The organism is Sanyastnella coralliicola (genome assembly GCF_030845195.1).
In the GTDB taxonomy this organism is placed as follows: domain Bacteria; phylum Bacteroidota; class Bacteroidia; order Flavobacteriales_D; family Sanyastnellaceae; genus Sanyastnella; species Sanyastnella coralliicola.
The window spans coordinates 847,210-862,553 of record NZ_CP132543.1 but is presented as its reverse complement, the minus strand read 5'-3'; the positions used below and the strand labels follow the sequence as shown (position 1 = coordinate 862,553).

The following is a 15,344-nucleotide window of genomic DNA, read 5'->3' as shown; positions in this document are numbered from 1 at the left end:
CCTTCGTAGTATGAATATCGATCAAGGCGCTCAGCTCCGCGAGATCTACGGAGAACCAAAAGAAAGAACAATTCTAAAAGAGCTTTCTGCCCTTGAACAGCATAGTAAACGATTCTTAGCACTGTGTCCTTTCGTTGTGATTTCAACAGACGGTGGTGATCACCTCGATGCTTCTCCCCGTGGTGGAGCACCTGGATTCATCAAAGTTTTGAACGATAACGAACTGATCATCCCAGATTCAAAAGGAAACAACCGCGTAGATAGCCTGAGCAACATCGTGGAGACCGGCAAGTTTGCCATGCTCGGTATGATCCCCGGCGTTGATGAAACGCTTCGCATTCGCGGTAAAGCCATCGTCTCGAATGATCCTGAGCTCCTCGCTCAATTAGATGAGGAACAGAATCCTCCAAAGACCTGTATTCATGTCCAAGTAGAGACGGTATTCTTGCACTGCGCCAAAGCCTTCATGCGTTCAAAACTCTGGAAAGAAGAGGCAAAGATTGAGCGTACTGAATTGCCTACGATGGGACAAATGATCAAAGATCAAATAGGCCACAACGATCCTGTGGAGACACAAGAACAGATGGAAAAACGCTACCAGGGCGACATTTAATCACTCCCAAGATTCAGAGCGACGGTAGACACTGCCTTTGAATACGGCCACATCTACATCATGTTGATTCGAAACCGTAATATGGTAGATTCCTATCCGGTTCGTAAGTGAAACCTCTTCCACGCTAGTGGTCAAAACATCACCCTCCATCACCGGCTGAACATGTGAGATACTCGTTTCAACTGAAACACACTTACGACCATGCGCATTTGCGGCGAATGCAAGAGCACTATCAGCCAACGCATAGGTGATTCCACCATGAGCGATGCTGAACCCGTTCAACATCTCTTTGCGAACTGTAAGCTTCAAGACGCAAAAGCCTGCACCTTCTTCAACCCGCTCCACTCCCAACCATTGTGAGAATGGATCATTGTTGTACATCTTGTCAATAATCTCAGAGGGCGTCATCGTCTGCTTCGTCAGGTGTTGGTGATCCTGGATCTTCCATTTTGCGAATGATCTGATTGACCGCATCTTCAGTATCACGCAATTTCTCGTTACAGAAATTGATCAAGAAACTCGCACGCTTCATCTTATCTGCCAACTGATCCACAGATACTTCTTCGTCTTCGATCATTGCTACAATATCATTGAGCTCTTCGAAGGCGGTTTCATAGGTCAAATTTTCTTTCTTCGCCATACCCCGAAGGTAATCATTCAGCACTGATACTGCTTGATTCAATTCGGTCAAGAAGAACTACCAAACGATCAAGAGTAACGTGATCCATTACTACTACTTTCACCCACTTCGGATCGTGGTGATTATCTGGCACTAGTCCGAATTCTTCCGCCACTTTTGGTGCAACAGCCTTCGCGTCAATCGTGACGATATTAGAATAAGGTTGGCGGAAAAATGCGATCCCTTTCTGCTCTAGCTGCGCGGCAAAACGAGCTGCACGTTGTTCTAGGGTATTTACCTTCTCTTCCCATCCGAACCTTCCATAGGTCATCAAAATCATCCAAATGGCAATGGCATTCGCTCCAGAGCGACTTCCGATCAAAGTTGAGTCTTCACCTTCTACATAACTCGCTTCACTGGTGTGCGTGTAGTGCATGTAATTCTTACGAATCAAGAAAATCCCAGTTCCGTAAGGTGCTTGTACCATCTTGTGGGCGTCGAGCGTTACAGAGTTAATCTCAGGTCTACTAAAATCTAGACGTTGTTGGCTTTGTGTGAACGGATAGAAGAAGCCTCCGTAAGCGCCATCTACATGAACGCGCAATTCGAAAGAACGTTTGTTCAACGCATTCAAATAGGTATCAAGGTCATCAACAGAACCGAACATCGTGGTCATCATGTTGACGTAGAGAATCACATACTTAATGCCCTTCGCTTCAAAACCATCCAGCGTGCGCTCAAGCTCCTCTAAGTTCACCTGACGCGTTTGCTCGTCTACTTGCACTTGGGCAATGTCAATCGATAGCAAATTCGAGGCTTTGTACTGCGAATAGTGGCTATCACTTGAACATAGAATGGCAATTTCTTTTTGGCTAGCGCCGAATCGTTGCATGAATTCATTGCGGTAAATCCACGCAGCTTGAACGTTGGCTTCTGTTCCTCCAGAACTTACGTACCCATCAAACGCTTCCGCTTCGTCGCCATTCAAGATCTTCTTTGCACATAGCTCAATCAACTCCGCTTCAATGCTATGTGTTCCGCGGAAGAAAGATTCAGAATTTCCACTCGTATGGCATCCAATGTGATTCGGGTTGCGAACCAGTGCACTCAAGAAAGGGGCATCTTTTAGGAATGGCAAATCGCCGCGGAATACCTTCGGATCAAGGTGTGAACCAGGCACTCCAATCACTTCTTCGTTGTAGAAATTCACATTCGCGTCTAGCGCTTCAAACACACGCTCCTTAATCTGGTCATGTGTCAACTTCTTCCAATAGTTCTTGCTCGGTGTAGACATGGGCGCAAAAGTACTGCTTCCCTAATGCTGATTGTCTGGGAAATGTCAGTTTTTAGGACTGATTTTCTTCACTTCTGCAGCAATCTTCTCCGCGTGTGTTTCGATTTCAATCGCATCCCCCGCCTTCAATTCAGAAGCGTCTTTTACAATCTTACCATCAACAGAAAGTAAAGTGTAGCCTTTCTTCAACAGCTTTCTAGGATCGCTCAGGCGTATGATCTGTTGAATCTGCTCCAACTTCATGTGTTCTCTGTCGAGTTGGTGCTCTTGCAATTGGATCAACTTGCTTTGTTTCTCGAACACTTGTCTGTTCTCATGAAGAATACGAGCGCGAAGTGTTGGTTTAATCGAGGCGAACAACACATTCAATGCAGTCTTTCGCGAAGAGATATTCTTGACCCCATAACGCTGAATAACATTAAAAAACTCAGCAATCGATCGCTGTTGCCGATGTAAAATGCGCGGCACCAAAGCAGAAATACTCAATGATGTCTGTCTCAATTCAGACTTGTTCTGATCGATGATTTCCTTACCACTGATCATCAATGCCTCGCGCAATCCGGCCACGTGTTCTTCTGAGCGTCGGTTATGAAGTAAAATAGCTTCGGCCACTTTCGTGGGTGTCTTGTGAGAGGTATGACAGAACAAATCAACAATGGTTTGGTCTCGCTGATGTCCTATTCCGGCCCACAAGGGAACCTCGCTTTTCGCCACTTCTCTATTCAATCCGAAATCATCAAAAACAAAGAGATCAGTCTGAGCCCCTCCCCCGCGAATCATAACCGCAAGGTCATAAGGGTCAGGGTTCGAAGAAATCTCGTACATGCGCCTGCTCAGAGTAATACCCGCCTCTAGTCCTTGTACACGACTGAAGAATAAATCAACATGGAAGGTGTATCCATAAGGGTTCCCTTCAAGGCTGTGCATGAAGTCTTCGTACCCGGCAGCACCTGGTGAAGTGATCACAGCAATCCGCTTGATGATCCGTGGAAGTGCCAAGTCTTGGTTCTGGGTGTGAAAGGTATCGCCAACTTTCTGAATGAAATCAGGATAGCGCTTCACCAATTTCTCTAGGGTCTCACGTCGCTTTCGCTCCATTTGTCCCATAGTGAAGGCCGCATTCATGTCAATCACTGTCAGCTTCAATCCATACTGCTGATGAAATGAAACCTCTGCTTTAATCATGACTTCTAATCCACTGGTGAAGCGTTGTCCGGTTTCTCGCTCAAATCTTGAGATAGCTGCAAACCCGGGGCTCCATGCTACCACCTGCATTTTCGCTTTCAAGCGATCAGCACCTTCTTCTTTCTCGATTAAGTCAAAGAAATGCCAACTTCGGTTAGGGTAAGCTTTGTGACCGCTAACCTCTCCAATAACCCAAAAGGTTCGCCCACTAAAGCGCTTCTGGAAGAAATCGTCCAGTGCATTCGTTAGTTCTGAAAGCTTTAATGTCGGAGACTCAGTAGACATATCGGAAAGGTGTAAATTATGTCAGTGGATTCCTACTCAGAATAGAGGAAGTTATCCGATTTCAATTCCCTTGTGGCCATAGTAAATTTGAACAAAACCAAATAAATGAAAGGAGTAGTTTTTACCGAGTTCTTAGAGATGGTCGAAGATAAATTCGGCTTTGACGTTGCAGACAAAATTATTTCCAATGCAGACCTCCCAAGTGGCGGTGTCTACACTGCCGTAGGAACTTACGAGCATAGTGAAATGGTTCAGTTGGTTACCAACTTGAGTGGTGAATCCGGTTTGAGCATACCCCAACTTCTAAATGCATATGGGAATCACTTATTTACTCGCTTCGCTGCTGGTTATGGGCAATTCTTCACTGGCGTGACCGATGGCTTCGTGTTCCTTGAACAAATTGAGGGCTACATCCACGTAGAGGTGCGCAAACTATACCCAGATGCTGAGCTCCCTAGTTTTGAAACCAAGCGTATTGACGACAATACCTTGGAAATGATCTACACTTCAGAGCGACGTATGGCAGACTTTGCCGAAGGTCTTATTGAAGGATGTGCAACGCATTTCAATGAGACTTACGACATTAATAAAGAGAATATCGAGGAGAGCGGTAAGGTCGTTCGATTCACTATCAACCGTTCATGAGCGACCTCGAGTCACTAAAAAATATCATCCGAAGAGAACGACAGGCGCGTAAGAATGCCGAGCTGATCATCGAAGAAAAATCTCGGGAGTTGTTTACCCTGAACCAAGAGCTTCAGGAAATGAACGACTCCTTAGAAGTCAAGATCAAGGAACGCACGCACGAACTGGAAGAGGCCATGGAAGCTGCCGAAGCTTCTTCGAGAGCGAAATCAGAATTCCTCTCAAACATGAGTCATGAGATCCGCACGCCTTTGAATGCGATTGTCGGCCTTACCGAAATCTTGCGCATGCAAGAGCTCCCAGACAAAGGCGCTGAACTCGTTCAGAACGTCAAGCATAGTGCAGATACATTGATGTCGTTGATCAATGACATCCTTGATTTCTCTGCCATTGAATCTGGAAAAATCAGCTTTGAAGAAGTCAACTTTGACTTCCCTTATATCTGTCGTCGTTTGAAGGAGACTTTCCGCCACCAAGCGAGTGAGAAAGGACTCAAGTTCGTGCTCACCATTGACGACGAAATTCCACAACACCTCATCGGAGATCCCACCAAACTCAATCAGGTACTGATCAATCTGATCGGAAATGCACTGAAGTTTACGGAGGTGGGTAAGATTCGCATGGATGCTGAACTCATCGAGAAAACAGAGGATACGGTGCGAATTCAAATCGAGGTGACTGACTCAGGGGTGGGAATTCCTGAAGATCGTGTTGACTCCATCTTCCAGAAATTTGAACAAGCTGAATCCTCAACCAAACGAAAATTCGGAGGAACTGGACTTGGTCTTGCCATAACAAAAGAACTCATTGAGCTCCAGGATGGAAAGATTTGGGTAGAGAGCACCTATGGTAAAGGCTCCACTTTTGGGTTTGAGCTTGGATACAAAATAGGTCAAGGCACGACCATTACTGATGCTTCCGGTGAGGTAATCGAAACAGGAACTGACATTAGCGGCCTAAGGGTACTTCTTGCTGAGGATATTGAAATGAACCAATACCTGATGAAACAGATTTTCTCTCAATGGAATCTGGTACCTGATATCGCTGAAAATGGTCTGGTTGTTCTTGAAAAAATGGCTAACGCCGAATACGATGTCTTGCTTTTAGATATGCATATGCCTGAAATGGATGGAATTGAGACGGCTACACATATTCGCGCTGGAAAAGTGAAGCAGAAAGACATTCACATCGTAGGACTAACCGCAGATGTATTCACTGAAACAAGAGATGCGTTATTAAAGGCTGGCGTAACTTCTTTTCTCACCAAGCCAATCAACATTCCTCAGCTCTACGAGAAGTTGAAAGAGATCAACGCATAATGATCACATGACCTGAATACTCCACTGTCTCTAGGTCTTGTCCTACAGCCGTTAGGAAGTAATGATACAGGCCATCAGGCACGAAGTATTCTCCTTGTTGACGGTTTCCTAGCCAAGGTTCACCTACCGTATTACTTTGGAAGACGATATCTCCCCAACGGTCAAAGACAATCACTTGATATTCCACGGCCCCGATCACGCTTGGTAGCCACACTTCATTCACGCCATCGCCATCTGGTGTAAAGGCATTCGGTACGTATACACGAAGCTTCTCGATCATTTCGATGTTCCTACAAAAGACATCGATACAGCCATTCTCATCAATCGCTGTCAAGCATAAATCAACAATGTTCGCCCCTGCGTCTAACAGATTATACTCGAAGTCATCTTCATTGGACAGCACCATTCCGTCAATGGTCCATTCATAGGCTATTTCACCAATGGCCATTTCCTCTAAGGAAATAATTGGGTCATCAGTGGTTGGATTGGTTGGGGAGTAGATATACGCCGCTTCTGGAAGATCTAGTCCACATACAATGTTATTGTATTGAACACTATTCACGCATCCTTCGAAGCTGGTCATGGTGAGACCTACATCGTAACAACCCGGATTGTCATAAGTGTGCGCCGTAAATCCACAGTCAGTTCCAAAAGTTCCGTCACCAAAGTCCCACTGACAGGTAACGTTCTGAACTGAATCTTGAGCAAACCCTGCAGTAAAAGGAACACATCCTGAGGTCTCCTGCGCTGAGAAGGTCGGCACAGGCAACGGGAAAATCTCAATATCTTCACTACTCTCCGTTCCACAAGGACCAGGAATAGAATAAGTCACTGTATGCGTTCCAATTCCAGCAATCGATGGAGAGAATAGCCCTTGAGCTGTCACACAGTTATCACAAGTTGCTGTCCAGAACCCACCAGGAGTAGCTGCCACCAGTTGCTGTCCGCCCGCATCAATACAAAATCCAAACTCTTCTTGAATGGTGCTATCGTCGTTTGGAGTGACCGTGATCTCTGTTTGATCTTGTGCTCCACATAGGCCACTGAAGTTGTAAATAATGGTGTGCGTTCCAACGCCTGCTACCTCTGTATTGAACACACCAGAAGCTGCATCAATACAATCACCACACGTCGCCGTCCAATGTCCGCCATCTTGGTTGGAATCAATTTGAACATCTCCCCAACCCAGACAGTAATCCGTTGGAGGAATGATGGTGGCATCATCAGAGAAGTCTACGTTGAAGGTCTCTGAAGAGGCGTCTCCACAAAGGCCAGTGATGGTGTAGGTTACCGTGTAATCTCCAGGGAATACAGACGAAGGATCGAATGCTCCGCTAACCGGATCAACACATCCCACGCAGTCGGCCGTCCATGTTCCGTTGGGATCAACGGCATTTAAAAACTCTACGGCCCCAGCTGTACACAAGGTATCTACCGCTGTGATGGTCGCATCTTGTTGATCGAGTACAGTCACGGATTCGGTGGTTGAAACCGGACATAAACCGTCGATCATATACGTCACCGTGAAGTCTCCTGCCCCTGTAGAAGGATCGAAGCTTCCTTGTCCGTTAATGCAGTTCCCACAATCTGCTGACCAATCTCCACCTTCCGCGTTAGCGATAAGAACAACCGGATCACTTGAGGTACACAAATCATTTACCGGATCAATGTCTGGTTCCGTTACGGCTACCACCTCTAAGGTCTGCACAGAGTTATCTGGACAGAAGGTGTCAAAATCGTATTCAATGGTAAAGATCCCTGGACCGGAAACGAGCGGATCAAAGTTTCCATTCTGATCGATGCAGTCATTACAGTCTGCCGTCCAGTCTCCGCCTGCTTGCACCGCTGGGATCAAGGTTTCTCCCCCATTCTCACAAATGAATGCCGGCATAATGACCGTAGCGTCATCCTGAGAAACCACTTCAACTGTGAATTGGTCGTTGTCAGGACAAACACCATCAATGGTATAGGTTACATCAATGTTTCCTGGGTTAGCTAAGGCTGGATCAAAAGTTCCGTCTGCAGTCAAACAGTCAACGCAATCATCGGTCGTCCAAGTTCCGCCTGGGTTAGCCCCAACCATATTGATAGCGGCGGCAGAAGTACATAAAGGATCGACCGAAGTAATACTCGCATCAGCATCCATGATAACGTTCACCGTGAACTGGTCAGTGATATCCCCACAGTCACTCGCTTGAGTGTAAATGATGTCATAGGTTCCTGTGCCAGCTCCAACCACATCAAACATACCATCAGCATCGAGGCAGCCTATGCAATTCGAACTGAAAGTTCCACCTTCTTCTAATACTTCGACTTGGTAATTGACGTCACTAATACATAGATCAGTTACCGGATTGGCAATGGTTGGATCAGGTAGCTCATCAACGTTATAATCAACTGTGATTGTGAAATCATCAGTTACTTCAATATCGCTTCCTCCACAACCGTCGTAAACCGCAGTGGCGGTGTAAGTTGTTGTCTCACTCGGACATACCTCAATGGTATCACCAGTCCCAATTTCATTTCCATCTTCGAACCAAGTCACCGTGTATGAAGGTGCTCCTCCTGAAGGTGTGAATCGCCACGCTTCAGAGTTCGCCGTCCATGCCCCAGTATTTCTGCCTGGAGGGACGTAGGCCACGGTTCCTGTGTTATTCTGAATTCCAAGCAATGAGCTTCCACCATTCCAGCCTGAACAGGTTGGTTTGTCATCAATATAGATGTCAATGGTATTGGTGGTCTCGTAGAATACGATCTGCGTTGTGGTTTGCAGCGAAGAACAAGAGAAGTGACATACACCATCGTAGTTCACCACGAAGGTTCTACACGGCTCTTCTCCCAGGATCTCGTAGCGCACCGCACCACAAGTTGCCGGGTTGATATCGTAGTACACTCCAAAAATCGCATTGGTAGGTAATCCAGGATCTGGAGCCGTTTCATTGAAAGCCCAGGGGCAATATCCGTTCGCCTCACCTGCATCGAAAGTGATGACACCATTTGACCCTACGACAATCTGATCGTAGTTGATTCCAAAGAAGCAAAACTCAAAGGGAAGGTCAATGGCACCACTCCAAGTATCATCAATACCAATGAAAAGTGACGTTCCGTCATTGAATGGGTAAGGGGGATCAAAAGGAATACTCTCTACAACGTACTCGTCAGTGCTTCCTGTCTCGAATACCTCTGCCTCTAAGGTGGCACAGGGTTGATCACAATCGATGGTAAGCGCATCTTGCCCATCAAGCGTCAAAGCATCAATACTCGGACATCCTGTTTGAGCCGTTAGGCGTTCCGCGCTAGCGAAGGCCAACAGTAGAAATACACAGATGATCAGTCTGTTTACCACGAGATAGCAAGTTGTTTCACCTATAAAACTCGGAATAATACCAGATGGTTGCAACCGTTGAAAGAAGTTCTTTCTAAGCGAATTGCATTTCAAAGAGTCGCTTGTATGGCCCCTCCTCTTTCAAGAGTGAAGCATGGGTACCTTGTTGCACCACATTTCCTTTCTCCATTACCAGAATTCTATCGGCATTTTGAATGGTCGAAAGACGGTGAGCAATCACGATAGAAGTTCGTCCTTCAGTCAATTTCTCCGTTGCTTTCTGGATAAGCTCTTCGCTTTCGGTATCAATACTCGATGTGGCTTCGTCAAGAACGAGAATGCTTGGCTTGTACACGTAAGCTCGCATGAATGCCAATAACTGACGTTGACCAACGCTCAACATTCCCCCTCTTTCTTTGACATCGTAGTCATATTTACCAGGGAGGCGCTGAATGAAATCGTGCGCTCCTACTGCTTTACCAGATTCTACGATATCTGATTCACTAATGTGGGCATCGTAAAGTGTGACGTTGTTTCGTATCGAATCGCTAAACAAGAAGACGTCTTGAAGCACTACGGCTACCGTACGGCGAATAGTTGCCAATGGAAGTTCGCGAATGTCAACTCCGTCAATCGTGATCTTCCCTTTCTGGAATTCGTAGAATCGAGAAATCAAGTTGATCACAGATGATTTACCAGCTCCTGTTGCTCCTACGAATGCTAAGGTCTCTCCTGGCTTCACTTCAAATGAAACCCCTTTGAGCACCCAATCTTCGTCATTGTACGCGAACCACACATCTTCGAATTTGATGTGGCCTTTAAACGTATCTACCGGAGAAGGCGTTGGCGTTTCGGCGATAGCCTCTTCGGAATCAAAAAGGTTGAACACACGCTCAGCGTTCACGATTCCCATTTGCAGCACATTGAAACGATCTGCCAACTGGCGAATCGGACGATACAGCATGAAGACATAAAGAATGAACTCAAGGAGTGTACCTAATGAAACCGTTCCTTCCACAGCACGACGCATTCCCCACCACAGCAATAAAGCGACACTGCTCGCTGAAAGCAGTTCAACGATCGGGAAGAAAATACTGAAGGCCCAAATGGAGGCGATGTTCGCATCACGGTGCTCACGATTGATCTTTTCGAATCGCTCTTTCTCCTTATTCTCTCGATGGAAAATTTGAACGATGTTCATCCCGGTCACGTGCTCTTGCACGAAGACGTTGATCTTGTTTACTTGGTTACGCACCTTGATAAAGGCCTTCTTGATGGCCTTTTGGAAGATGCGGGTTGCCACCAAAAGAATCGGGATGGGCACCAATACAATGAGCGTTAACAACCAGTTGGTGTAGAGCATGTAAGCAATCACCACAAAGAGCTTCAGCAAATCGCCGATCACGCTCAAGATCCCGTTAGAGAATACATTCGCTACCCCATCGATATCAGAGACCAAACGCGTAACGAAGGTTCCAACAGGATTCTTATCGAAGTATTTCAAACGGAAGCCAAGGATGTGCTTGTAGAGGCGCGAACGCATATCAAGAGTCACACTTTGCGCTACCCAATTCGCCAAATACGTTTGATAGAATTGAAGAATCGCTTCAAGGATGAGCAGTCCGACGACAACCAGGAATGTATACAGCAATCCCTCACCGTTAGAACTAAACCAACCGTCGGTAGTATGGTATAACCAACTCTTCAAGCCTTGCAATTCTTCTGCAGGTACGCTTGCCACAAAGGCGTCTATGGCAAATCCGATCAAGGCCGGACGAATCCAAACCAGGGCTGCGAGCAGAATTACGAGCGATGCAGTAAGGCGGAACCAGAAGCGGTAAGGTCCTACTTGTTTCAGGATTCTACGAAGAATGCCTGCGTCGAAAATGTTGCCTTGGGCAGAGGATTGACTCAAAATGCTCGCTATCGAATGGCGAAATTACAAAAACGGGTACTTGACCCGTGCAAGAAATAAACCATCAGGTGAGACAGATGTTCCTGCATTCTTTCTTTCACCGGAATTCACGATCGCCCTGAACTCTTCAGAAGTGATCTTTCCACGTCCGAGATCGATGAAGGTACCTACCATGCTACGCACCATGTTTCTCAGGAACCTATCGGCGCTAACGGTGAAAATATAGCGGTGATTTTCTTGCTTCCAAACGCATTCTTTGAGGTCGCAAATCGTGGTGTGTTGACTCCCTCCTGCCTTGCAAAAAGCACCAAAATCCTTCACACTTTTTAACCACTCTGCCTCCTGATTCATGAGGTCTAGATCAAGGTCATATATGATATAGGTAGACTGTCCTTTTAAGAAGGGGTCTTTTCTACGGTGTAAAAAGTAATGGTAGGTTCGTTGGCTAGCGCCGAATCGGGCATGGTCATCGTCACCGACTGGGATACAATCGAAGATCGCGATGTCTTCAGGGAGGAGATGATTGAGCTTGTAAACCAACTGTGCCGGGTCTTCCAAGGGCTCAAAATCAAAATGGAGGTAAAACTCACTAGCGTGGACACCGGTATCGGTGCGGCCACAGCCCATGGTTTTTACCTCCATTCTTAAGTATGTCTGTAGCGCCTTCTCAATGGTTCCTTGAACGGTTTCTCCGTTGGGTTGGATCTGCCAACCAACATAGTTGGTTCCGCGGTAAGCGAGTCTAAGGAAATAGCGCATGCCTGCAAGTTATAGCTTTCGCAGGTCAGTTTTTTATGTCCAGCTAGCGATCCCTTCGCTCACGTACTCACCTGCCTTCAATTTGGTCTGAACCTTCTTGAAAGTCTCGATCGTGTATTCCACGTCTTCAAGTGTGTGAACTGCTGTTGGGATCAAGCGAAGCATGATTGTGTCTTTTGGTACCACTGGGTAAACAACGATAGAACAGAAGATTCCGTGATTCTCACGAAGGTCTAGTGTCAAATTTGTTGCTTCTCCTAGTCCTCCTGAAAGGAATACTGGAGTCACCGCAGAGTTAGTTTCACCAATGTTGAATCCTGCTTCTTTCAGACCACCTTGAAGCGCGTTTGCGATTTTCCAAAGGTTGTCTTTGAATTGAGACTGCGTTGTGATCATCTCCAAACGCTTCATCGCACCAATAACGATTGGCATTGGCAATGACTTCGCGAATGTTTGAGAACGCATGTTGTAGCGTAGGTAATCAATCACATGCTCGTCACCTGCTACGAAGGCACCTACTGTTGCCATCGACTTTGCAAATGTTCCGAAGTACACATCGATTTCATCCTGAACACCTTGAGCATCTCCTGCCCCGCGTCCGTTCTCACCGATCGTACCGAACCCGTGTGCATCATCAACGAAGAGACGGAATCCGTACTCTTGTTTGAATGCAACGATTTCAGCCAACTTTCCTTGGTCACCTGCCATACCGAAGACACCTTCAGTAACAACGAGGATTCCACCTCCAGTTTGCTCAGTTAGATTCTTAGCGCGATCAAGCTGCTTTACAAAGCTCTCCATGTCGTTGTGCTGGAAAACAAAGCGCTTTCCTTGGTGAAGGCGAACTCCATCCACCATACATGCGTGAGATTCTGAATCGTAAACGATAACATCGTGACGATCTACAAGCGCTTCGATAGCACTCATACACCCTTGGTAACCGTAGTTCAACAAGAATGCATCATCTTTTTGCATGAACTCAGCGATCTGAGATTCTAGTTGCTCGTGGTACTTCGTCTGACCTGACATCATACGGGCACCCATTGGGTACGCCATACCCCACTCAGCAGCTGCATCGGCATCTGCCTTACGCACTTCAGGGTGGTTTGCAAGTCCGAGGTAGTTGTTGATACTCCATACGAGTACATCCTTCCCACGGAACTGCATGCGGTTAGAAATAGGCCCTTCCAACTTAGGGAAAGTGAAGTAACCATGAGACTCTTTCGCGTGCTGCCCTAGCGGCCCGCGGTTGTTTTTGATTCGTTCAAAAATGTCCAAATCGTAGTATTTTTTTGAGGTGCGGTAACATACCGTACCCGGTTAAAACGGGCGCAAAATTAGTGGTATTATCTAGAACCACCAACAGCTCCACGGTGCGAAGTTAATCTGAATCGCTTGTTTCCCAGCTTTGTGGGGGCGATTTATATCAACATTTAGCGCTTGACTTATCTAATAAGTGTACAATTTACACTTTCTCTAGGGCTTGAGCAAGGTCAGCGATAAGGTCTTCATGATACTCCACTCCAACAGATAAACGCACTAGGCTTCCATTGATGCCCATGCGCTCCTTGAGTACAGGATCAACGTCGGCGTGAGTCATAGTTGCTGGGTGCTCTGCCAAGCTTTCCGTAGATCCAAGGCTCACCGCTAGGTGCACTAAATTCAACGCATTCAAGAAACGGAATGCCTCAGGCTCTCCTCCCTTTACTGTGAAAGCGAGCATTGCTCCTCCAGAAGTATATTGCTTCTTGTAGATCTTGTACTGCTCCCCATCTGCCTCTGTTAGGTGACCTAGGTAGTGCACCTTGTCTACTTTTGGATGATCTCTAAGGTAGTCAGCGACCTTCTCCGCATTACGAGCTTGTTGATCCATACGTACCTTCAAAGTTTCTAGACTTCTCATGAGCAACCAGCCTGTCCAAGGTCCAGCCATACTTCCCATAAAGGTGCGCATACCGCGGATTGGTGTCATGACCTCTGTTGAGCCAAGACACGCTCCGGCAATCAAGTCTGAGTGTCCGCCAATGTATTTCGTTGCTGAATAGAGCACCAAGTCAGCTCCAGCTTTTAATGGATGCTGCCAAATTGGTCCCATGTAAGTGTTGTCTACCGCGACAAGCACCTTTCTATCAGTTGTCGAATATTCTTTAGCGAGTTCCGCGTAGGCCTCAATGTCAAATAGATGATTCGTTGGGTTCGCCGGAGTCTCGATGTAGATCATCTTGAGCTTGTCTGCGCCGTGTTCTTCAATTTTTGCACGAACGGCATCCATATCATCCCAACTAGCCACACCGAAAGAGTTTATTCCGAATCGCGTCAATACGTTATTCATGAAGTGATCTGTACCTCCGTAAAGCGGGTCGCTGTGAAGCACAATATCTCCTGGATTCAAGTGCGCTAAGAGCATCGTAGAAATGGCAGACATTCCGCTTTCGAACACCAAGGCTTCCTCTGCACCATCCCACAAACACAAACGATTTTCGAGAATCTCGAGGTCAGGATTATTCAGACGACTGTAGATCAAACCCATCTCCTCTTCTGGTTCTTTGTCTCGTAACCCGTAGGCTACTTCAAAGAAGCGCTTTCCTTCTTCTGCCGTCTTAAACACAAAGGTCGAAGTTTGGAAAATCGGACACTTGATCGCCCCTTCAGACCATTCTGGATTGTACCCGTGAGACATCATTAATGACTCCGGACGCATGTTGCGGATATCTCGTTCTTTCATACTTACAAAGTTAACGAACCAACCACTCCATTCTGCTTCTAATCGATAACTAAGAACCAATAACTAACAACCAACAACTAAGTAGTATATTTGACTATTCGACATTCCGCGCTAGCGAAAAAACAGAACACCTATTCTATGAAACTCGACAACTACGATCTGAAATTGATCGAACTCTTACAGGAAAACGCCAAGTTGACCGTCTCAGAATTGGCCGAGGCCTGTGGCTTGTCACGCACCCCTGTATACGAGCGCATGAAGAAGCTAGAGGCCAATGGTGTCATCAAAAGCTACAACGCACGTATTGATCCTCAAACCAGTGGATTGCAGCTACACGCTTTTTGTAATGTGAGTTTGAAGGAACACGCCCATGACTTCTTGCGCAACTTCGAAGATGAAATCAAAGAATTCCCTCAAGTGGTTGCAGCGTATCACACCGCCGGGATGTTCGACTACATGATTGAAGTACGTTGTCGGAATATGGAAGCCTACCACGATTTCATTGCCTCGAAATTAGCCGGCTTAGGTAACATTGGAAACGTGCAGAGCTTCTTCATTATGAAAGAGATCAAATCTCCAGGTCCACTTGATCTGACTTCGTTAAGAACCAAATTGTAGTTAAAAGCGCTTCTCAAACGTACTACTAGCAATGCTGATCCG

General features: G+C 46.3%; 13 protein-coding genes. 4 read left to right on the top strand and 9 right to left on the bottom strand.

Annotated features, from left to right (window positions below; genetic code table 11):
- The first annotated feature begins 10 nt into the window (after positions 1-10).
- Positions 11-613, top strand: a complete 603-nt coding sequence (locus RA156_RS03660; protein ID WP_306642873.1) for a pyridoxamine 5'-phosphate oxidase family protein — start codon at positions 11-13, stop codon at positions 611-613.
- On the opposite strand, the gene RA156_RS03655 is transcribed toward RA156_RS03660, so the two are convergent.
- From RA156_RS03655 to xseA, 4 genes are read right to left on the bottom strand one after another with little or no spacing between them, the layout of a single operon-like run.
- Positions 614-1,021: a hotdog fold thioesterase gene (locus RA156_RS03655; RefSeq protein ID WP_306642871.1), complete on the bottom strand. Its 408-nt coding sequence runs from the start codon at positions 1,019-1,021 to the stop codon at positions 614-616.
- A complete protein-coding gene (gene xseB / locus RA156_RS03650) occupies positions 1,008-1,253 on the bottom strand; it encodes an exodeoxyribonuclease VII small subunit (protein ID WP_306642869.1) in 246 nt (81 codons plus the stop codon). Before xseB ends, RA156_RS03655 begins: the two co-directional genes overlap by 14 nt.
- Before the next feature lie 13 nt (positions 1,254-1,266).
- On the bottom strand, positions 1,267-2,526 hold the full coding sequence (locus RA156_RS03645) for a pyridoxal phosphate-dependent decarboxylase family protein (RefSeq protein ID WP_306642868.1): 1,260 nt from the start codon (positions 2,524-2,526) through the stop codon (positions 1,267-1,269).
- Between the two features lie 45 nt (positions 2,527-2,571).
- Positions 2,572-3,996 carry an exodeoxyribonuclease VII large subunit gene (gene xseA / locus RA156_RS03640; RefSeq protein ID WP_306642866.1) on the bottom strand — a complete coding sequence of 475 codons (1,425 nt, stop codon included), beginning with the start codon at positions 3,994-3,996 and terminating at the stop codon, positions 2,572-2,574.
- 105 nt (positions 3,997-4,101) lie between these two features.
- On the opposite strand from xseA, the gene RA156_RS03635 reads away from it, so the two are divergent.
- Both RA156_RS03635 and RA156_RS03630 read left to right on the top strand, forming a co-directional pair.
- Positions 4,102-4,641 (top strand): heme NO-binding domain-containing protein, encoded by a 540-nt coding sequence (locus RA156_RS03635; protein WP_306642865.1) that lies wholly within the window; start codon positions 4,102-4,104, stop codon positions 4,639-4,641.
- Positions 4,638-5,960 (top strand): ATP-binding protein, encoded by a 1,323-nt coding sequence (locus RA156_RS03630; RefSeq protein WP_306642863.1) that lies wholly within the window; start codon positions 4,638-4,640, stop codon positions 5,958-5,960. The genes RA156_RS03635 and RA156_RS03630 overlap by 4 nt, the downstream gene beginning before the upstream one ends.
- Here the strand turns inward: RA156_RS03630 and RA156_RS03625 are convergent.
- The 5 genes from RA156_RS03625 to RA156_RS03605 all read right to left on the bottom strand — a co-directional run bounded on the left by RA156_RS03625 (position 5,950) and on the right by RA156_RS03605 (position 14,684).
- Positions 5,950-9,306: a T9SS type B sorting domain-containing protein gene (locus tag RA156_RS03625; RefSeq protein ID WP_306642861.1), complete on the bottom strand. Its 3,357-nt coding sequence runs from the start codon at positions 9,304-9,306 to the stop codon at positions 5,950-5,952. The two genes, RA156_RS03630 and RA156_RS03625, sit on opposite strands and share 11 nt — an antisense overlap.
- 73 nt (positions 9,307-9,379) lie before the next feature.
- On the bottom strand, positions 9,380-11,200 hold the full coding sequence (locus RA156_RS03620) for an ABC transporter ATP-binding protein (RefSeq protein ID WP_306642859.1): 1,821 nt from the start codon (positions 11,198-11,200) through the stop codon (positions 9,380-9,382).
- 24 nt (positions 11,201-11,224) lie between these two features.
- Positions 11,225-11,959, bottom strand: a complete 735-nt coding sequence (truA, locus tag RA156_RS03615) for a tRNA pseudouridine(38-40) synthase TruA (RefSeq protein WP_306642857.1) — start codon at positions 11,957-11,959, stop codon at positions 11,225-11,227.
- Positions 11,960-11,992: 33 nt separating this feature from the next.
- Positions 11,993-13,237, bottom strand: a complete 1,245-nt coding sequence (locus RA156_RS03610; RefSeq protein WP_306642855.1) for an aminotransferase class I/II-fold pyridoxal phosphate-dependent enzyme — start codon at positions 13,235-13,237, stop codon at positions 11,993-11,995.
- 187 nt (positions 13,238-13,424) lie between these two features.
- Positions 13,425-14,684, bottom strand: coding sequence for a cystathionine gamma-synthase family protein (locus RA156_RS03605; RefSeq protein ID WP_306642854.1), 1,260 nt, complete (start codon positions 14,682-14,684; stop codon positions 13,425-13,427).
- Between the two features lie 138 nt (positions 14,685-14,822).
- On the opposite strand from RA156_RS03605, the gene RA156_RS03600 reads away from it, so the two are divergent.
- Positions 14,823-15,302, top strand: coding sequence for an Lrp/AsnC family transcriptional regulator (locus tag RA156_RS03600; protein WP_306642852.1), 480 nt, complete (start codon positions 14,823-14,825; stop codon positions 15,300-15,302).
- Positions 15,303-15,344: the final 42 nt, after the last annotated feature.

Bases quoted from the DNA above. Each gene is read 5' to 3' on its own strand.
- truA (WP_306642857.1), bottom strand. From the start codon at position 11,959: ATGCGCTATTTCCTTAGACTCGCTTACCGCGGAACCAACTATGTTGGT.
- RA156_RS03645 (WP_306642868.1), bottom strand. From the start codon at position 2,526: ATGTCTACACCGAGCAAGAACTATTGGAAGAAGTTGACACATGACCAG.
- RA156_RS03600 (WP_306642852.1), top strand. From the start codon at position 14,823: ATGAAACTCGACAACTACGATCTGAAATTGATCGAACTCTTACAGGAA.
- xseA (WP_306642866.1), bottom strand. From the start codon at position 3,996: ATGTCTACTGAGTCTCCGACATTAAAGCTTTCAGAACTAACGAATGCA.
- RA156_RS03655 (WP_306642871.1), bottom strand. From the start codon at position 1,021: ATGACGCCCTCTGAGATTATTGACAAGATGTACAACAATGATCCATTC.
- RA156_RS03605 (WP_306642854.1), bottom strand. From the start codon at position 14,684: ATGAAAGAACGAGATATCCGCAACATGCGTCCGGAGTCATTAATGATG.
- xseB (WP_306642869.1), bottom strand. From the start codon at position 1,253: ATGGCGAAGAAAGAAAATTTGACCTATGAAACCGCCTTCGAAGAGCTC.
- RA156_RS03635 (WP_306642865.1), top strand. From the start codon at position 4,102: ATGAAAGGAGTAGTTTTTACCGAGTTCTTAGAGATGGTCGAAGATAAA.
- RA156_RS03660 (WP_306642873.1), top strand. From the start codon at position 11: ATGAATATCGATCAAGGCGCTCAGCTCCGCGAGATCTACGGAGAACCA.
- RA156_RS03630 (WP_306642863.1), top strand. From the start codon at position 4,638: ATGAGCGACCTCGAGTCACTAAAAAATATCATCCGAAGAGAACGACAG.